Source organism: Euzebya pacifica (assembly GCF_003344865.1).
Taxonomy (GTDB): Bacteria; Actinomycetota; Nitriliruptoria; order Euzebyales; family Euzebyaceae; genus Euzebya; species Euzebya pacifica.
This window is the reverse complement of record NZ_CP031165.1, coordinates 5781849-5799875: the sequence shown is the minus strand read 5'-3', so window position 1 is coordinate 5799875 and position 18027 is coordinate 5781849. Positions and strand designations below refer to the sequence as shown.

The 18027-nt window shown below is 69.1% G+C and carries 17 protein-coding genes; 9 read left to right on the top strand and 8 right to left on the bottom strand.

What is annotated here, in order from left to right; all coding sequences use genetic code 11:
• Positions 1-422: 422 nt before the first annotated feature.
• From rpmH to DVS28_RS25035, 8 genes are all read left to right on the top strand, one after another.
• Positions 423-560, top strand: a complete 138-nt coding sequence (rpmH, locus tag DVS28_RS25075) for a 50S ribosomal protein L34 (RefSeq protein ID WP_108667544.1) — start codon at positions 423-425, stop codon at positions 558-560.
• A gap of 35 nt (positions 561-595) precedes the next feature.
• Positions 596-937, top strand: a complete 342-nt coding sequence (gene rnpA / locus DVS28_RS25070) for a ribonuclease P protein component (RefSeq protein ID WP_114593901.1) — start codon at positions 596-598, stop codon at positions 935-937.
• Complete coding sequence (yidD, locus tag DVS28_RS30215) at positions 934-1239, top strand: membrane protein insertion efficiency factor YidD (protein ID WP_114593900.1); 306 nt, start codon at positions 934-936, stop codon at positions 1237-1239. The genes rnpA and yidD overlap by 4 nt, the downstream gene beginning before the upstream one ends.
• The gene (locus tag DVS28_RS25060; RefSeq protein WP_114593899.1) at positions 1239-2345 is read left to right on the top strand and encodes a YidC/Oxa1 family membrane protein insertase; all 1107 of its coding nucleotides are present in this window, start codon (positions 1239-1241) and stop codon (positions 2343-2345) included. The genes yidD and DVS28_RS25060 overlap by 1 nt, the downstream gene beginning before the upstream one ends.
• A 109-nt stretch (positions 2346-2454) precedes the next feature.
• A complete protein-coding gene (locus DVS28_RS25055; protein ID WP_114593898.1) occupies positions 2455-2958 on the top strand; it encodes a Jag family protein in 504 nt (167 codons plus the stop codon).
• A gap of 2 nt (positions 2959-2960) precedes the next feature.
• A complete protein-coding gene (gene rsmG / locus DVS28_RS25050; protein ID WP_114593897.1) occupies positions 2961-3746 on the top strand; it encodes a 16S rRNA (guanine(527)-N(7))-methyltransferase RsmG in 786 nt (261 codons plus the stop codon).
• Between the two features lie 3178 nt (positions 3747-6924).
• Positions 6925-7764 carry a ParA family protein gene (locus DVS28_RS29790; protein WP_245973655.1) on the top strand — a complete coding sequence of 280 codons (840 nt, stop codon included), beginning with the start codon at positions 6925-6927 and terminating at the stop codon, positions 7762-7764.
• Positions 7761-8660, top strand: coding sequence for a ParB/RepB/Spo0J family partition protein (locus tag DVS28_RS25035; protein ID WP_114593894.1), 900 nt, complete (start codon positions 7761-7763; stop codon positions 8658-8660). Before DVS28_RS29790 ends, DVS28_RS25035 begins: the two co-directional genes overlap by 4 nt.
• A gap of 111 nt (positions 8661-8771) precedes the next feature.
• Here DVS28_RS25035 and DVS28_RS25030 read toward each other — a convergent pair whose 3' ends face one another.
• Positions 8772-9731, bottom strand: a complete 960-nt coding sequence (locus tag DVS28_RS25030) for a D-alanine--D-alanine ligase family protein (protein ID WP_114593893.1) — start codon at positions 9729-9731, stop codon at positions 8772-8774.
• Positions 9728-10975, bottom strand: a complete 1248-nt coding sequence (locus DVS28_RS25025; RefSeq protein ID WP_216826294.1) for an aminotransferase-like domain-containing protein — start codon at positions 10973-10975, stop codon at positions 9728-9730. Before DVS28_RS25025 ends, DVS28_RS25030 begins: the two co-directional genes overlap by 4 nt.
• 315 nt (positions 10976-11290) lie before the next feature.
• Here DVS28_RS25025 and DVS28_RS25020 point away from each other — a divergent pair, with 315 nt between their 5' ends.
• Positions 11291-11926 (top strand): GNAT family N-acetyltransferase, encoded by a 636-nt coding sequence (locus tag DVS28_RS25020; protein WP_164711022.1) that lies wholly within the window; start codon positions 11291-11293, stop codon positions 11924-11926.
• Here the strand turns inward: DVS28_RS25020 and DVS28_RS25015 are convergent.
• From DVS28_RS25015 to DVS28_RS24990, 6 genes are all read right to left on the bottom strand, one after another.
• Entirely contained in the window at positions 11884-12993 is a 1110-nt protein-coding gene (locus DVS28_RS25015) for an N-acetylmuramoyl-L-alanine amidase (protein ID WP_164711021.1), read from the bottom strand. The two genes, DVS28_RS25020 and DVS28_RS25015, sit on opposite strands and share 43 nt — an antisense overlap.
• A 94-nt stretch (positions 12994-13087) precedes the next feature.
• Positions 13088-13411 (bottom strand): thioredoxin, encoded by a 324-nt coding sequence (gene trxA / locus DVS28_RS25010; RefSeq protein ID WP_114593890.1) that lies wholly within the window; start codon positions 13409-13411, stop codon positions 13088-13090.
• 118 nt (positions 13412-13529) lie between these two features.
• The gene (gene trxB, locus DVS28_RS25005) at positions 13530-14468 is read right to left on the bottom strand and encodes a thioredoxin-disulfide reductase (protein ID WP_114593889.1); all 939 of its coding nucleotides are present in this window, start codon (positions 14466-14468) and stop codon (positions 13530-13532) included.
• A gap of 109 nt (positions 14469-14577) precedes the next feature.
• A complete protein-coding gene (locus DVS28_RS25000; protein ID WP_114593888.1) occupies positions 14578-15747 on the bottom strand; it encodes a hypothetical protein in 1170 nt (389 codons plus the stop codon).
• 38 nt (positions 15748-15785) lie between these two features.
• Positions 15786-16370, bottom strand: coding sequence for an RNA polymerase sigma factor (locus tag DVS28_RS24995; protein ID WP_114593887.1), 585 nt, complete (start codon positions 16368-16370; stop codon positions 15786-15788).
• 39 nt (positions 16371-16409) lie between these two features.
• Entirely contained in the window at positions 16410-17975 is a 1566-nt protein-coding gene (locus DVS28_RS24990) for a serine/threonine-protein kinase (RefSeq protein WP_216826293.1), read from the bottom strand.
• Between the last annotated feature and the right edge of the window lie 52 nt (positions 17976-18027).

Here is an 18027-nt window from a genome sequence, read left to right as displayed (position 1 = left end):
CGCGCGGTCAGCTCACTTGGTCGTCGGGAACGGCGGGGCTGGAGCACGAGGGCTCCGGATGGCCGATCGAGCGCATCATCGACGAGCTGCGTAGCGGTCATCCACAGAGTTGTCCACAGGTTGTGGGAATGTCGGGCGCGTGGTAAATCGAGGCCGTTGGACACTCCCGGTCGTCCGTGGGAAGGTTGCGGAGTCTAGGGGCGCTGTCGACCTGTGGACAAGTGGTGATTCATGGCCGGTTGACGCCTCCGGGGGGTGGTCCATACACTGGTTCATCGCGCGCGGGATTGGTGCCCCCCATCTGGGGGCCCAACTCATGCCACTGCCCGCCGCGACACCTACGCCACCCGCACTGCCCTGGCCCCGAGCTGTGGGCCGCCGTCTGCGGGGACGGCCACGACCCAACAGTAAGGCCTCCAGCCATGAGCAAGCGCACCTTCCAGCCCAACAACCGTCGTCGCGCCAAGAAGCACGGCTTCCGCGCCCGCATGCAGACCGCCTCCGGCCGTGCCGTGATCAAGGCGCGCCGTGCCAAGGGCCGCAAGAAGCTGACCGCATAGGGTCGGCTCCACCTGTCCTCGCTACGGTGGGGAGCATGCCCACCCCCGCGCGACTGCGTTCCGGGCGAGAGATCCGGGCGGTCTTCGATGCGCGAAACGCGATGGGCACCGCCACCCTCGTGGTCCATGGACGTCCGTCCGAGCCGACGCAGGAATGCCGTGCCACCGTGGTGGCCGGCCGCCGCGTCGGCGGCGCTGTGCAGCGAAACCGTGCCAAGCGCCGGATCCGTGCGGCCCTCCTGCAGGCAGACCTGCCGATCGGCATGGACCTCGTCGTCACCGCCAAACCACCGGCGGTGACTGCGGCGTTCGCTGACGTCTGCAAGGACCTCGAGCGGGCGCTGGGTCGGGTTCGTGCGCGGGCAGCCGCCGCGTGAGGACCTCACCGCTCGCCTGGGTGCTGACCGGCCTGATCAGGCTGTATCGGCTCGTGCCCAAGCGGGCCGAGACCTGTCGGTACCACCCCACCTGCTCCGCCTATGGCCTCGAGGCCATCCGCGTTCACGGTGCCGTCCGAGGGACGTGGTTGACGCTTCGTCGCCTCGGCCGATGTCACCCGTGGGGCGGCACCGGACTCGACCCGGTCCCACAGCGACGACCACGCCGCGGCTCCACGACACCTCCCGAACTCCACCCCCCAGCTGACGCGTCCGAAGCGCGCCAGGAGGAGCACTTCTGATGACGTTCTTCAGCCAGATCTGGAACGGTCTCCAGGACGGCCTTTCCGCCATCCTGCACATGTACGCCAACCTGCTCGACCCAATCGCAGGTGGCTACAAGTGGGGCTTCAGCATCATCCTGCTGACCCTGACCGTCCGGCTGTTCCTGGTGCCCCTCGCGGTGCGCCAGACCAAGTCGATGCGCTCGATGCAGAAGCTGCAGCCCGAGCTCAAGAAGCTCCAGAAGAAGTACGACGTCGACAAGACGTTGATGAAGACCGATCCCGAGAAGTACAAGGCTGCCAAGGAGAAGCAGCGCGAAGCGCAGATGGCGCTGTACCAGGAGCACAACGTCAACCCCGTCGGGGGTTGCCTGCCGCTCGTGCTGCAGATGCCGATCTTCTTCGCCCTGTTCCAGGTCCTGCAGCCCAGCCCGGTCGGCGCGCTGGACCGCATCTTCATCGACGTGTCCGAACGCATCGGCGTGGCGCTGACCTTCGGGGACCGCATCCCCGAGCTGACGACCGCCAACTTCTTCGGTATCGACTCGCTGGCCAATACCGCCGCTGGTGGCGCCGGGATCGGCGCGATCGCGCTGGTCGCCCTGCAGGTCGGGACGACCTACTACTCCACCAAGATGATGCAGGGCCGCAACTCCCAGGCGGCGGCCGAGCAGCAGCAGGCCCAGAAGCTGATGCTCTACATCATGCCGGTCTTCCTCGGTTGGCTGTCCTGGACCTTCCCCATCGGTGTGGTCCTGTACTGGGTCACCACCAACGTGTGGACCATCGGCCAGCAGTGGGTCATCTTCCGTCAGGTCGAGGCGCAGGAGGCCCGAGACGAAGAGGCTCGCGCCGAGGCCCGCAAGGAACGCGCCCGCGCCCGGGCCAACAAGAACCAGTCCGGCGGCACGACGGCCAAGAAGAAGCCGAGCGACTCGGCGTCCAACGGTCGCGCAACCGACGGCACGGCCAACGGTCGCGCCAACAAGGGCGGGACGAGCAAGGGCGGGCCAGGCAAGGGCGGGACAGCCAAGGATGCGGTGAACGGCAGCGGGGACGACACGTCTGCCTCATCGGACTCCGAGGCGTCCAGCACCAACAAGGGACGACGCAGCAAGCGTTGACCCTCGACGGTGGACCGAACACCAGTTCGCTGACCGGTCCACCCGACGATTTCCATCAGACGCGTCCCCGCATCGACCGGGGGCATCGAGCACGAAAGGAACGTTCGCGATGACCGACGTTCAGGAAGCCGAGTCCGACGAGCGCACCACCATGGAGCTGCTGGACGAGGATGCAGACCTCGCCGCTGACTTCGTGGAGGGGCTTCTCGACATCCTGGACCTGCCGGGGGACATCGACATCGAGGTCCAGCCCGACCAGGCCACCGTTACCGTCCAGGAGGTGGGTTCCGGGCTGTTGATCGGCCGACGTGGTGCCACCCTCGACGCCCTGCAGGAGCTCGTTCGTTGCTCCGTGCAGCGCCAGACCGAGCGCCGCTCCCACGTCAGGGTGGACGTGGAGGGCTACCGCTCCCGCCAGCTGGAGAAGCTGCGCGAGCGCTGCCGTGAGGCCATCGCTGAGGTCAGGGAGACCCTCGAGCCGGTCAAGCTCGAGCCGATGGACGCCTACGAGCGCAAGATGATGCACAACCTGGCCGCCGCCGCTGGTGGCGTGACCTCCGCGAGCGAAGGCGCCGAGCCGCGTCGCCGCGTGGTCATCCGGCCGGAGGGTTAGGGATGGCGGGCTCCACGGAGGGCCCCGAGCACGACGCGGGCCGGGACGACAGTCCGGCCCGCGTTTCTCGTGCAGGGAGCGGCAGGGCCGACGGGCTGACGGTCGGCGAACGCTCGGGGGACGGCCTGGGGATCGGTGAGCAGCTGGCCCTTCTCGGCCATCTGATCGCTGAGTCGCCACACAACCTGGTCTCTGCGCGAGACCGCGGCTTGCTGGAGAGCGTGCACATCCCCGAGTGCGTGGCCGTGGTCGAGGCGATCCACGCCGGCGACGGGCAGCACTGGATCGACCTCGGGACCGGTGGCGGGCTCCCGGGCCTGGTCGCGGCGATCATGCGACCCCACGTCGGCTGGACGCTGATCGACAGCCGGCAGAAGAAGGTCGACGCGGTCAACGAGTTCATCGAGATCCTCGGCCTGGAGAACGCGCGCGCCGTTGCCGGACGGGCAGAGGTCCTTGCACGGCAGGAGGAGTACCGGGGTGTCTACGACGGTGTGGTCAGCCGTGCCATGGCCCGGCTCGACATCGTTGCGGAGCTGTCCCGCGGCTTCCTCAAGCCGCGTGGTCGCCTGGAGGTCGTCAAGGGTCCGAGCATCGATCAGGAGCGCGGGTACTTCCAGCGAGCGGCCTCGAAGCTGCGGATGCGCGAGAACAGCACGTCACCCCTGGACGGCTCCGACAGGGGCACCGTGATCGTGAGCCTCGTCGCCAAGGGTGGTCCACCGACAGGTGTGCCCAGGTCCGACGGACTCCCCCAGGCCAAACCCCTCGGGGGGCCGAAGAGCTGATCCTGGGCTTGCAGGGTCCCGTCGAGCATCTTCTTTGGTGCACGAGCTGCTAGTACGCATAGCGAAACGGCGTTGACCTGCGGAAACGCGCTGTACGCTCGTACGGTGGCGGAAACGGCATCGACCCATGGTCTGCCAACCCCCGTCACAGGGCGTTTGACCGCGTATCGGCCGGTCGCAGCGCCGGTGGCGGGGTAGACACTCCGGCTGGCAAGCGCTGGGCCGCCGAGGGCTTGGCGACCCCTCCCCCGCCGCCCCCGTCGGGGGCGGTGTCGTTGTGTCGGCGGTCGACCCCAGTCCTGGCCGGTAGCGAAGAACATTGGTGGAGACCCTCTCTCGGTCGTTAACCGAATAGGCGGTCCCCAGCCGGCTGTCAGCGTCGTTAACCGAATAGGCGGTCCCCAGCCGGCTGTCAGCGAGAGACGAGGCTGCTCCCCCGGCCTAGTCCTGCCGTTGGAACGGGGTTGGCGTCAGACGGTTGGGGTCCTGCACGAGGCGTCGATGACCCAGCATCGATCGAGTCGCCGATACGCCGAGCACGATCCCGAGCACGACGACATGAGTGGCACCGGACACCGGGGCGCGGGTGGGCACGCTGGGTGTCGCGGGTCGTAGGCAACCCGGACGACCGAGCGACGGCCGTCATCGTCGTAGGCGTCGTTCAGCCCGCCTTCCGCTGAACGCCAGTGCCAGTCCCCCCCGGGGGTTCAGGCGGATTCAAAGGGCCGCCAACCAGGCTCAACCAGGTTGTGGACTCCGGGGTGAGCCTTGGGCGCGGGTCGGCATTGTGTCGGACGTCCTTTGCCAGGACCACATCGGGGCGAAGGTCCCCCTCGGTCATCCGCCAGCGGTTGCGCGCCGACGATTGATCGCGGCCCGGCCAGTGCGCGCTGTCGGGGTGCGACCCCCGAGCGATGGATGCCATAGTGCGTTGTCAACGGTGGCAACGGTGTGGTTGCATCGAGAGACCGTCGCTCCGCAAGTCGGCAGCAGCTCCCCAAGTCACCAGTTGCTGCGATCGACTCCGCAACCTGCGTGGGTCTGTGCCCGGGGCGTAGGGCCCGCGTTCCTTTCTGAGACCGACGCTGTTTCACCTGCAACGCTCGGCGACGCCCCGGTTCGGACCTCGGCCACGACGCCCGGCGACGTCCTGCAGGCCCGGCCCCCACGCAGGGACAGGCGTTCGGCGTCGCCCTATTCGGACCGTTCATCGTCCTCGCGTCTTGCGTCCTGATCGACTGACGGGTGCCGGACGAGAGTGGTTTGGGTTGTGCGTCAGGTCGAGGGCAGCGGTGGCGCGCGACGTTGCACGTGGAACTCCCCACCGCAGGGCTTCCCGTTCGAGACCTGGTGGGTTTCACGTGCAACATCGACCTGCTCCACCCAAGGACGTCCCCAACTTGGGGTTGGGTCGGCTTCTTGGCCATCTTGGGAAGCGCGCGCAGATGCGGTTGCCAGTGAAACGGTGTGGCGGCATAGGGACGAGTTGACCGCTATGCCGTATCGGTGGGTACCGGCACGTCTCCTCATCGCCCGTCGACGTCATCAACTGGAGTCGATCAGTCGCGCCACCCGGTCAGTTCGCCGTCGTCGGCGTCAACAGCCATAGAGCAAGGAGGACCACCGACATCGGGACAGACGTGTTGATCACTGAACAGGATCTGTGACGCCATCGACGTGCTGGTCGCCGCTCACGTGGCGCTCGGCTTGAGGATGGCCGTGAGGACCGACCGGTTCGCCCTCCTGTTCCCGGGCGGCGACGCGATCTTCCTCGGGTTCGACCATCTCGACGGGGTAACGGGGGGCGCCCCAGCGGGATGTTCTCCAAGTCAAGCATGGCCGCTGATGGGGTGGTCACGGACGTGATCCGCGTCCTTGCTGGGGCGAAGGTCACCATCACCGGCAGGCCGTCCAAGGCCCCTGCGGATGCCTGCGGCGCCAGGAGCACCTCAGCTTTCGTCCGTCCCGCGGCCACCTGGGCCCGTGGGACCCCGACCTGGGCTCGGGACCCCCCTAACTCGATGGACGATGCCACAGGGGGTCGCGAACCTGGACGACGCGCACCGACTGCTCAGGAATGGACTGCTCCATCATCCCGATGGGTGGATGTGAGATGGGGCCTTGGTGTTGATGGCCGTAACAACGGGCCTTGATGGCCGAAGCCGTGAAGATGGGGGGTGGGCCTCGCCGGCAACCCGGTAGTGCCCGGTTCCACGTGGAACACATCTCGTCGGCCCACGGGCGGCTCCACGTCGAGAAGGCAGGCCGGGCCTCGCCAGGGCGTGCTCCTGGCAACCCGGTTGGGGCCGGTTCCACGTGGAACACACCTCGTCGCCCCACGGCCGACCCCACAAGGCACGAGGGATGGTCAACGACGCACGAGAGCCGCGTCTGAACACGATCCCACGGACACGGCAGGTCACCGCTCGAGGTGTGGGAGTGCCGGGCTCTGGGCTCCCCCCCTTCAGGAGCGTCTCAGCACGCTGCTTCAATGACGCCCGGTGTCGCCCTCGGCGCTGCGTGTTTCCGTACAGGCCGAGCGGGACAACCCAAACGGATAGTCGGGGGTCCCGGCGGCCTTGGCTCAGGCCGCTCCGAACCGCGCCGGAAGGTCGCTCCTGCCAAACCCGTGGTGGGTCCGGGAAACGTCGCTACGCCGCGTTGGGTTGGTGACGCGGCCCCCGCGGCTCTGGGCCGGCCAGGAGGTTGCCCTTCAAACCGACCCCCCACTCCTGCACCAATCACCCCCTGCTCGAGTCGCGTTGCTGCAGCGCCAACCCTGCTCCAGTTGCACCCGGATGGGCGCAGAACCTCTGCAGCGGAAGGTGAACCGGCACGATCGGCAGGGCCACGTCCGGGCGCGTTCCACGTGGAACGCTGTGCGCGGTCCGTGCAACACCCATCTCCTTGTCCACAGCGCCGTTGGACCTTCCCGGACAAGACGACGGCGGTTGCTAGCATCAGAAGCCGAGAAAGCGGGATCGCCGTCACGTGGTGTACGGGGTCCCTTCGAGCCCCTTGGAGGTGGCCGTTGGTGACACCACACGACACGTCCGGACCGTGGTACCGCTACTGGGCCCGTGAGGACGACCACGCCGACGTGGAGACATCGACGACGCGTCCGCCGGTCGCACATGATGATGAGGAGTCCACCGTTCCGGAGCCCGTGACCGCGCCCATCGCCGAGCGCGAAGGCCGCTATACCGCTGCCACGGTCCTGGCGGTGGCCAACCAGAAGGGTGGTGTCGGCAAGACCACCACGTCGGTCAGCCTGGCGGCCTCCCTCGCCGAGCTCGGACTACGAGTCCTGCTGGTGGACTTCGACCCCCAGGGCAACGCCTCCTCCGGCCTCGGGCTGCGTGCCCACCCCGGGCAGGCCTCCGTGTACGACGTCCTCGTCGACGCGGTCCCGGTAGAACAGGCGGTGGTCCCGACCTCGCAACCCGGTCTGGACCTCATCCGTGCCACCATCGACCTGGCCGGCGCCGAGGTCGAGCTGGTCAGCGCCTTCAGTCGCGAGCACAAGCTCCGCAGGGCCCTGGATGCCGCACGGGACCAGTACGACGCCATCATCATCGACTGTCCGCCGAGTCTCGGCTTGTTGACGGTCAACGCCATGACGGCTGCCGACGGCGTGGTTGTCCCGATCCAGTGCGAGTACTTCGCGCTCGAAGGGCTCGGCGCCCTGCGCCGCAACGTCGACCTGATCCGCGAACAGCTCAACCCCAACCTGGAGATGACCGGGTTCGTCCTCACCATGCTGGACGCGCGTACCCGCCTGAGCCAGCAGGTGGTCGACGAGGTCCGGTCCCACTTCGGCGACCGGGTGTTCAAGGCCCGGATTCCACGGACGGTCCGCTTGGCCGAGGCACCAGGATTCGGGCAACCCATCACCCAGTTCGACCCCTCGTCCCGCGGTGCCATGGCGTACCGGCGGCTGGCGCAGGAGGTCGTCGAACGGCTCGATCGCAGGGCGAACGACCAGCAGCGCGACACCGAACAAGGAGCAGTGGCATGAGCAAGCCGGGCGGACTCGGACGAGGGCTGGGTGCCCTGATTCCCAGCGCAGCACCCGGACAGTCGGGGCTGGTCACCGTGCCGCTCGCCGAGCTGCAGCCGAACCCCCGACAGCCACGGGATCGCTTCGACCCGGATCTCCTCCAGGAACTTGCGCTCAGCATCGCCGAGATCGGCATCCTCCAGCCGATCGTTGCCCGGCCCCTGCCGACCGGTGGCTATCAGATCATCGCCGGTGAACGCCGCTACCGTGCATCACGGATGGCCGGCCTCACCGAGGTCCCGGTGGTGGTTCGCCACACCGAGGACGGCCAGCTCCTGACCGAGGCGCTCGTCGAGAACGTGCACCGCGCCAACCTCGATCCGATCGAGGAGGCGATGGCCTACCGGCAGCTGCTGGACGACTTCGGCATGACCCACGATGCGCTCGCCAACAAGCTCGGCAAGTCGCGGTCCGCCATCTCCAACAGCATGCGCCTGCTCGCCCTGCCGTCCTCGGTGACCGACATGGTGGTCACCGGAGCCCTCTCCGCCGGACACGCCCGAGCCATCCTCGGACTCCAGAGCACCGAGCAGCAGGAGGACATCGCCAGCCAGGTCGTGGCCGAAGGCATGTCGGTCCGCGCCACCGAGGAGCTCGTCCGCGGGATCGTCGAGCGGCAGTCGCAGAGCACCGACGAGGTGATGACCGATCTCGCGACCGAGGCGAAGAAGCGCAAGCGGTCACCGTTCACCCACGTGGAGGAACGTCTGGTCGACGCCCTGGGGACCAAGGTCGAGATCAAGGGTTCGGTCAAGCGTGGCAAGGTCGTGATCCAGTTCGCCGGCGCGGAGGACCTCGAGCGACTCCTCGACATCCTCGGTCGGGGAAGCGGCCAGGACCTGCTTGCCGGCTGATCGACGAAAACCGGGTCCGACAGGGCCGGTTGGGCCCATGGTTGGGCATGCACCGGAACCACAAACACCACCAACGAGCCGTTGGTGGCGTTTTCGCAGGTCAGCGGCGTTTCAGTGGGAGGCGGGGACGGTGCTGAGGGCTGCGTCGACGATCGTTTCGCAGAGGGCGGCGAAGGTCATGCCCCTTGCCTCGGCCGCCGCGGGCAGGAGCGACGTCTCGGTCATGCCGGGGCAGGTGTCGAGCTCGAGCAGCCATGGCTTGCCGTCGTCGTCCACCATCAGGTCCACACGGGTCACGTGCCGGGCGTCGGCCTGCTCGTAGGCGGCAACGGCGGCAGCAGCCGCGGCGTCGAGCACGTCGGCGGGCAGGCGCGCAGGGGCGTGCAGCATCGTCGCCCCCGGGGTGTAACGGGCGGAGAAGTCGTAGTGATCGTCCGGGCCGTGCGAGGCGATGTCGATCTCGACGGCCGGCAGCACCTCCCCGTCGACGATGGAGATGGCGAGCTCCGTGCCGTCCACCCGGCGCTCGACCAGCGCCACACCGTGGTAGCGGAACGACCCGATGAGCGCGTCGGTCAGCTGGTCCGGACCGTTGACATAGCCGACCCCCATGCTGCCGCCCCCCTGGCTCGGCTTGACCACCAGGGGCAGCTGCAGGGTCTCGATCACGCGCGGCAGCAGGCGGGCTGCGCCGAGGTCGCGGATCGCCTCGCTGGAGACCGACACCCAGTCGGGCGTCGGAATGCCGGCGCGACGCCACAGCGCCTTGGTGACTGCCTTGTCCCACGCCAGCGACGACGCGCGTGCATCGGGTCCGGTGAAGGGGATGCCCAGCAGCTCCAGCAACCCCTGGATGGTGCCGTCCTCGCCCATGCGACCGTGCAGGGCCAGATAGGCCAGGTCGGGCTCGAAGGCCGTGAGGTGATCGCCGAGCTGCGGGTCGACGTCGAGCACTCGGACGTCGTGCCCGCTGCCCTCCAGCGCAGCAGCGATGCGAGTGCCCGATTGCAGGCTGACCTCCCGCTCCAGCGACAGGCCGCCCGCGATGACGGCGATGCGATTGCCGGTCATGTCCCACTCCCAGAACGTCCGAACGCCTCCAGCAGCGTCATCTCGTCTCCGATCAGCTTGCCCAGTCGTCTGATGCCCTCGCGAATCCGGGTCTCGTTGGCGTAGCTGAAGTTCAGTCGCATCTCGTGGGTTCCTCCACCGTCGGCGTAGAAGCCTCGTCCGGGCACGTAGGCGACGCGGGCGTTGATGGCGCGGGGCAACATCGCCCCGGTGTCGATCTCGTCGGGCAGGCGGACCCAGGCGAACATGCCGCCGGTTGGGGGACTGACCCGGGCGCTGGCCGGAAACGCCGACTCGATCTCGGCCAGCATCGCGTCACACCGTTCGCGGTACAGCTCGGTGAAGTTGCGGACGTGCTGCGTCCACGGCTGCGTGCGCAGCCAGGCGTCGGCGATGCCCTGCGTGGCGTTGGACTGGCACAGGTCCGAGGCCTCCTTGAGCTGCACGAGCTTGTCACGGACCGATCGGGGGGCAAGCACCCAGCCCGTGCGCATGCCCGGGGAGAACATCTTCGAGAGGCTGCTCAGGTAGATCACCCGCTCGGGCGCCAGAGAGACCAACGGCGTCCGGCGCTCGTGCTTGAAGTCGAGCATCCCGTAGGGGTTGTCCTCGATCACCATCACGTCGAAGCGCTCGGCGATCTCCACGATGCGTTCTCGCCGTTCCAACGACAGCGACACCCCGGCAGGGTTCTGGTGGTTGGGGATCGTGTAGATCATCTTGGCGGGGCGACCCTCGTCGACCAGCCGCTGCATCGTCTCGGCGAGCGCGTCGGGGTCCATCCCGTCACCGTCCATGCCGACGTGGACCACCCTGGGCTCGTACTGCTGGAACGCCGAGAGGGCGCCCACGTAGGAGGGCCCCTCGGCCACGACCACGTCACCCGGATCGATGAACAGCCGTGCGAGCAGGTCGAGCGCCTGCTGGCCGCCGGTCGTGACGACCAGGTCGTCGGGTCGGGCGTGGATGCCCTCCTCGGCCATGACCATGGTCAGGGACTCCCGCAGCCGCTCGCTGCCCTGGCCCCCGCCGTACTGCAGTGCGCTCGCGCCGTCACGGGCGAAGACCTCTGCGGCGACGGCGGCAACCTCGTCGAAGTCCAGGACGGACACGTCGGGCATCCCCCCTGCCAACGACACGACCTCCGGACGGCTCGCGACGGCGAACAACGCACGGATCTCGCTGGCCTTCATGCCGGTGGCGCGAGTGGCGTATCGCTTCAGATGGGGGTCGACGGCGGCCAAGTCAAGGCTCCTGAGAACGGCGGCACGGGGTTGTCGAGAGGTTCAGCGTAGCGATGCGTCAGGTGACCACCCCCGTGGCCACTCCGTCAGGCCACCACCATTGATAACGGTAACCCTCGGGCCGTATCTGTGGCGATGGCGGATGGGTCGGTCCATCCATCCCGACCTGCGTATCCTCGGGGTTGTGACTGCTGGCCCGTCGATGCTGCGCCGATCGGTGGTCGGGCTGTTGCTCGGCCTGGCCGTCGGGTTGCTCGCGGTCTGGAGTTCGGGAGGACGGGCCCGGTGATTCCGCCGAGGGTGCGCGTACTCGACATGGACGACCTCGACGCCCTCCCCTCACCGTGTCGCGGCTGCATGTTCTGGCAGTCCGCAGCCGCCCCTCCCGGCGAACAGGCGAGTGATCCGCAGGGCCAGGACGCCTGGTGGCAGGCCATGCAGCTGGACTGGGGCACGCCCGGCAAGGGCATCTGGGACGGCGACGAGCTGATCGCCTTCGCCCTCTTCGCGCCACCGTTGCACGTGCAACGTCCCCGCACCCTCACCTTCGCGCCCAGCGACGACGCCCTGGTGCTCGCCACGCTGTGGTGCGATCCCGACCACCGCGGTGCGGGACATGCACGGCACCTGCTGCAGGCCCTCGCACGGGATGCGCTCAGCCAGGGGTACGAGGCGATCGAGGCCTACGGTGCCGCCTTCGTCCGGGACGGTGCCTGCGTGCTCAGCGGGTCGGCCCTCGAGGCGCTGGGCTTCGCCCTCCACCGGCCGCATCCGACCACTGCGTTGTACCGGATGGACCTGGATCGCACGGTCAGCTGGCCCCAAGCGGTCGGACACGCGCTGGGCGAGGTCATCTCGAGCCTGCAGGGACGTGAACGGGCGCGAACACGGCCCGCGCTGGAGCAGCGTCAGCTGCGGGAGGACGCGCGGACCAACGGGTCCTCGTCGTAGCCCTCGAGGAACCGACGGATGCCAGCGGTCAGCTGGCGCGCAAGCCGGTCCTGCACGTCGGGGTCGATCAGGCGGGCCAGGTCCTCGGGGCTCGTGGCGAACCCGGGTTCGATCACCACGGCCGGCATCCGCGTCTCCCTGAGCAGGGTCCACGTCATCGGATGTGCCCGACAGTCGGGCCCCAGGCCGGCGAGCAGCATGCCGTCGAGCAGCGACTCGGCCAGGGCGTTGCCAGCGGCCGACACGAACCGCAACGACCCGAAGTAGTAGGCGGCGCAGCCGGTTGCGGCGGTCGTGGTGCTGGTGTTGAGGCCGATCGAGACGATCAGGTCGACGCCCAACCGGTTGGCCATCTGCGCTCGCGCCGAGGCGGTGGGGTCCTGGTGTCGGCCACGGGACAGGACCGGCCGTGCCCCACGGGCCCCCAGGTTCCCGGCCAGGCGGCTGGCGATCTCCCAGGAGACGTCCTCGGCCTCGGGCGGTAGGTCCCCGCGATCTCGGGGTCGGGTGGCGTCGACCATCACCTGCAGGCCGATGAGGCCCTGTCTGGCGATCCGACGGACGGCTGCCTCCTCACGGACCCGTGTACTGACTCCGGCCGCCTGATGGCCCCTGTGGAGCCGCTGGAGGGCTTCCAGCGTGCGTGCCCCCACGATGCCGTCCACGTCCAGGCCCACGTTGCCCTGGAACTCCATGACCGCCGCACGGGAGGACGGACCGAAGATGCCGTCCTCCATGCCCGCGTCGAAGCCGAGCTGGTTCAGCCGTTGCTGGAGGTCCAGCACGTCGTCACCCCGCATCGGGGTGCCCGAGTGCCACAACATCCGGTCACCGAGGGCGTGGTTGGCCTCGACGAGCGCCTGCCAGGTCTCGGGTCCGACTTCGGCGTCAGCGGGCAGGTTGCGTTGCCGCTGGAACTCCCGGGTGACGACGGCGGTGGCCTCGTCGAAGGTGTCCCCCTCCTCCAGCGCGGGCTCGATCCCGTGATCGCGCTGCCAGCGGCCGAGGCGGCGGCGCAGGTCGAGGATCTCGGAGCCGTGCTGTCCGGGGGTGAGCGGGAGTCCCATCAGAGGAGGAAGGATAGGTCGCAACATGCCGACGGCCGCCCTGCTGGGGCGGCCGACGGTGAATGTTGTGGCCGGAACGGCCGTTGGCGAGGTCCTACAGGAACTCGGCCAGGTCGCCCAGGAGGGCGCCCTTGTTCTTGGCGCCAACGAGGCGCTTCTTCTCCACGCCGTCCTTGATGACGAGCATCGTGGGGATCGACATGACGCGGTACTGGCGCGCGGTGTCGGGGTTCTCGTCGACGTTGAGCTTCAGGACCTTGATGTTGTCCGCCTGCTCGGTGGCGATCTCGTCGATGATGGGACCGACCATGCGGCACGGTCCGCACCACTCGGCCCAGAAGTCGATGAGGACCGGCTTGTCGGCCTCGAGGACCTCCTGCTGCCAGGTTGCGTCGGTCACCTTGGGGGTGTTGCTCATGAGCGGTACTGCCTCCTGCGGGGGTCTGTCGGGGTGTCTGTCGGGGGATGTAGTGCGGTGTGAATGGAACGCTGGTGTCGGGCCGACTATTCCATGACCCGGTCGGCGTTGCCCCGGTTCAGTGCGCGTTGGCCTCCAGCCAGCGCTCGGCGTCGAGGGCGGACTTGCAGCCCTGACCCGCGGCGGTGATGGCCTGGCGGTAGATGGTGTCGGTGATGTCGCCCGCGGCGAACACCCCGGGCACCGACGTGGCGGTGGTGGGCTCCTGCACGAGGATGTAGCCCTCGTCGTCGAGGTCGAGCTGACCCTCGAACAGCGTGCTGGCCGGGTCGTGCCCGATCGCGAGGAAGAGCCCGTTGGTCGCCATCTCGCGACGCTCGCCGGTGTTGGTGTCCTCCAGGACCACCCCGGTGACGGCATCCTCGCCGAGGACGTCGACGACGGAGGCGTTCCAGACGAACTCGATCTTGTCGTTCGCCAGGGCTCGGTCGGCCATGATCTGGGAGGCCCGCAGCTCGTCACGGCGGTGCACGACCTTGACCTTCGAGGCGAACTTGGTCAGGAACATCGCCTCCTCCATGGCCGAGTCGCCACCGCCCACCACGACCAGCTCCTGGTCACGGAAGAAGAAGCCGTCACAGGTCGCGCAGGCCGACACGCCCTTCCCGATGAGGCGCTGCTCGTTGGGCAGGCCCAACCAGCGAGCGGTGGCGCCGGTGGAGATGATGATGGTCCGAGCCTGCACGCGGTCGGCGCCGACCTCGATGGTGAACGGCGAGCCCGTCGACAGGTCGATGCTGGTGACGTCCTGGGTCATGAACTGCGTGCCGAACTTCTCCGCCTGCTTGCGGAAGTCCATCATCAGCTCGGGGCCCATGCGGCCGTCGGGGAACCCGGGGAAGTTCTCCACCTCCGTCGTCTGCATCAGCTGCCCGCCGGCGGCGATGCCCTCGATGACGAGGGGCGCCAGGTCGGCACGTGCGGCGTAGAGGGCGGCGGTCAGCCCGGCGGGTCCGGAGCCGACGATGACGACGTCGTGAATGGTGTCTGCGCTCATGGAGAAAGGATCCTTCGACGAGAGTGCCTCGCGCACCGTGTCATCGGTGGGGGCTGTATGGCGGTCGGCATGGCAGAACGCCTGGGACCCCGATCCTATTCCGTACGGGTCAGGACACGACAGCCAGGACGGTGCATCCGCTGGGGTCCACGATCCACACGTCGGTGCGGTCCAGCGCGTCCCCGCTGCTGGAGCGCACGAGCGCGTACCCGAGCCGTGGATCACCGTCGGCGGTGAACGACGCGGCGACTGCCGGGACCACGACCCCGTCGGCATCGCGGAGCACGTCCGCCAGGCAGGCACCCGGTTCGATCCCGCCGGCGAAGGGCTCGGCGCGGAGGATCTCGTCACGGAACGGGATGGCCAGCTGCTCGGCGTCGTCGTTTGACCGTCCGAGGAGCTGCGCGGCGGCAGGATCGTCCCGGATGGAGGTGCGAACCGCCTCGTCGTCCCCGCCGATCTCGCCGAGCTCCAGCAGGGCGGGCCCGACGGAGGACGCGGTCGCCCCAGCGGGCCCCGTGTCGGCTGCACCGCCATCTGTGGCGGCGTCGTCACCGGCGTCATCGGCCGTGGCCTCGTCGAGAGCCTCCTCAGCAGTGTCCTCCGCGGGTGCCTCCTCGGCCGCCAGCGGCGCCGGGACGTCGGCGGCCTCGTCCATGTCGGGGGCCAGCTCCGCGGCGGCGTCCTCCCGCTCCTCCTCTGCGACGTCTGCCGCACCACCGGCGAACGCCGCCTCGTCGTCCATGGTCCTGACGGTGCTCTCCGCGACGCCCTCCTCGACCGAATCGCCGATGTCGGCGCTGTCGTCGGAGGAGGACGACACGAACACCGCGGTGGTGCCGACGAACAGCACGACCAGTCCGGCGGCGACCGCCATGGCTGCGCGCCCGAACCGTGCGCGGCGGGTCTGCTGGCGGTGCCGGTCACCGGGTCGCGTGCCAGCCGGCCGGTCACGGCGGCCGCGAGCCGTCGTGGACCAGCCGTCCAGCGCCGCTGCGCCGCTGGCACGCACCACATCGGGGTCCAGGCGGGACGCCTGTGGCAGCTCGTGGCCGATCTCGTCGGCCAGGCCGGCCCGCAGGCGGTCGGCGAACCCGGTGGGCGGGTCGACCTCCTCCACCGCCCCCAGCCCGACCAGCATGTCGGCCATCTCGTCGGCGGCGTCGGCCACCCACGGCTCGGACTGCATCCGCGCCTCCAGCGCCTCGACGGCAGCGTCGTCCAGCTCGCCGGCCAGGTAGGCGGCGAGCTGGATGCGAACGTCGGGGGTCTCGGGCACGGGTGGGTTGGTCCTCGCAGGGAAGTCGTCGGGCGGTATCAGGTAGGAGGTGGGGCACGCCCCGAAGGTTCCCCGGTCGACCTGTCCGCCTCGGCAAGGATGGTTGCCAGCTTGGCGTGACCACGGTGGACCCGCGACTTGATGGTCCCCACGGCGACACCGGTCTCCTCGGCGATCTCGGCGTACGGCCGGCCGTGCAGCGTGTGGCCGATCACGGCGTCGCGGTAGTCCGGCTCGAGCTGCAGCAGGGCCTGTCGAAGGTCCAGCTGCAGGTCGGCCTGCGCGATGCGGTCGTGGTTGTCGGCCAGCGGCAGGTCCTCGACGATCGCCTCGGACTTCTTCGGCCTGCGGGACCGCTTGCGGCCGAGGTCATTGCACGCGTTCGTCGTCACCCGGTACATCCAGGTGGAGAACTTCGACGCCCCGTTGAAGGTCTCGGCCCGCCGGTACAGGGTCAGGAACGCGTCCTGGGCCGCGTCCTCGGCATCGGTGGCGTCACCGAAGTAGCGGTAGCAGATGCCGAACACCCGCCGCTGGTAGCGGTCCAGCAGCTCGGCGAACGCCCGCTCGTCCCCGCCGGTAAAGGCGTGGACCAGCTCCTCGTCGCTGCGTGGGCTGCCCATCGGGGTCAGCCCACGGTGATGGTCGGGACGTCGATGCCGTCAGGATGCCAGCGCCTGCACCCTGACTTCACCTATCTCCGCCCGGAACTGTCCCTCGAAGGGTTGCAGGTTGCCGGTCACCCAGACCATCAGGTACCGCGCCTGGGGCTGGTCCTCCAGGTCGATGCGGATCGCGTCGCCCTCCTCGACATCGGTGACCGTGGCCACGACGGGCCACGCGTCGAGGTCGTCGCTGGGCCGTCCGGCAACCCGGATCTCCATGTCGAACCCGCCCGTGGGGACCGCAAGGGTGACCGCCTGGACCGTCCGGGCGCCGCCGAGGTCACCGTAGAAGCCGACCCCCGTCTTGAGGTTGCCGAAGTCCGCGGTGTTGTAGCGCTCGGTCGCCCAGATCGTGTTCGGGGCACCGTCGGTCAGGTTGGCGAGGAACCGGTCGCGTTCACCCCGGTCGCCCTGCGGGTCGAAGGCGGTCAGGCCCGTGAGGGGCACCGACTCGATGGCGTCGTCCTCGCTGCCGTCGTTGTCGCCGTTGGGCTCGGGGTCCTCGGCGACCGGGGTCGGCGTGACCTCCTCGGCGAACAACGACGCCACGGAGTCCTGCTCGATGACCCCGCCGAAGATGCCGACGGCGACCAGCGCGCCGGCCAGCAGCAGCAGCGCCCCGACAGGGATCAGCCAGCGCATCTCGCTGCTGATGGAGGTGTCCTCGGGTTCGGTGACCGGCGCGGGCAGCGGGGCCGGCGCACCGTGCACGGCGGCGAAGGGCCGCAACCGTTCGACGACCGCGACCGGGTCATCGAGCCGTTGGGCGCGGTCGGGCTGGGTCAGCTCGCTGACCAGTAGGTCCAGGTCACGGGGGACGTCGGCGCGCAGGTCGCGTGGGCGCAGCGCCGAGGCGGACAGCCGGGCCTCGGCCACCGCGATCGGGTCCTTGCCGGCGAACGCCTGCTGGCCGGTCAGGGCCTCGTAGAGCAGCAAGCCGAGGGAGTACAGGTCGGCGGCGCCGTCGACGGCCTCGCCGCGCAGCTGCTCGGGAGCGACGTAGGCGGCGGTGCCCATCACCCGACCGGTGGCGGTCAGCGTGGGGTCGTCGGCCGCCTTGGCGATCCCGAAGTCGGTGACCTTCACCCCGCCGTCGATGCCGATCAGGACGTTGGCGGGCTTGACGTCGCGATGCACGATGCCGCGCTGGTGGGCATGGCCGAGGGCCTGGGCGATGCGAACGCCGATGCGCGCGACCTCGCCAACCTCCATCGGCCCCTCCTCCAGGAGGTCGGCGAGGGTGTCGCCCTGGATGTACTCGATGACCAGGTAGACCAGCTCGCCGTCGAGCCCCGTGTCGAACAGCGACACGATCGCCGGGTGGACCAGCTTGGCGGCGGCGATCGCCTCGCGGCGGAACCGCTCCTTGATGGTGTCCTGGCGAGCGAGGTCGTCGTGGAGGATCTTGACGGCCACGGTACGGGCCAGCACCTCGTCGTGGGCACGCCACACGGCCGCCATGCCACCGACCGCAATTCGCTCCTCCAGCACATAGCGGCCGGCAAGCAGATCGGAGGTCGAAGGCGCCCGGCTCGGTGTTCGGCGTTGCTCGTTGTCGGCCACTGATGCGCTCGCGTTCCGCCGGACCCCTCTGGCGGTACCCGGCAGGGCCCGA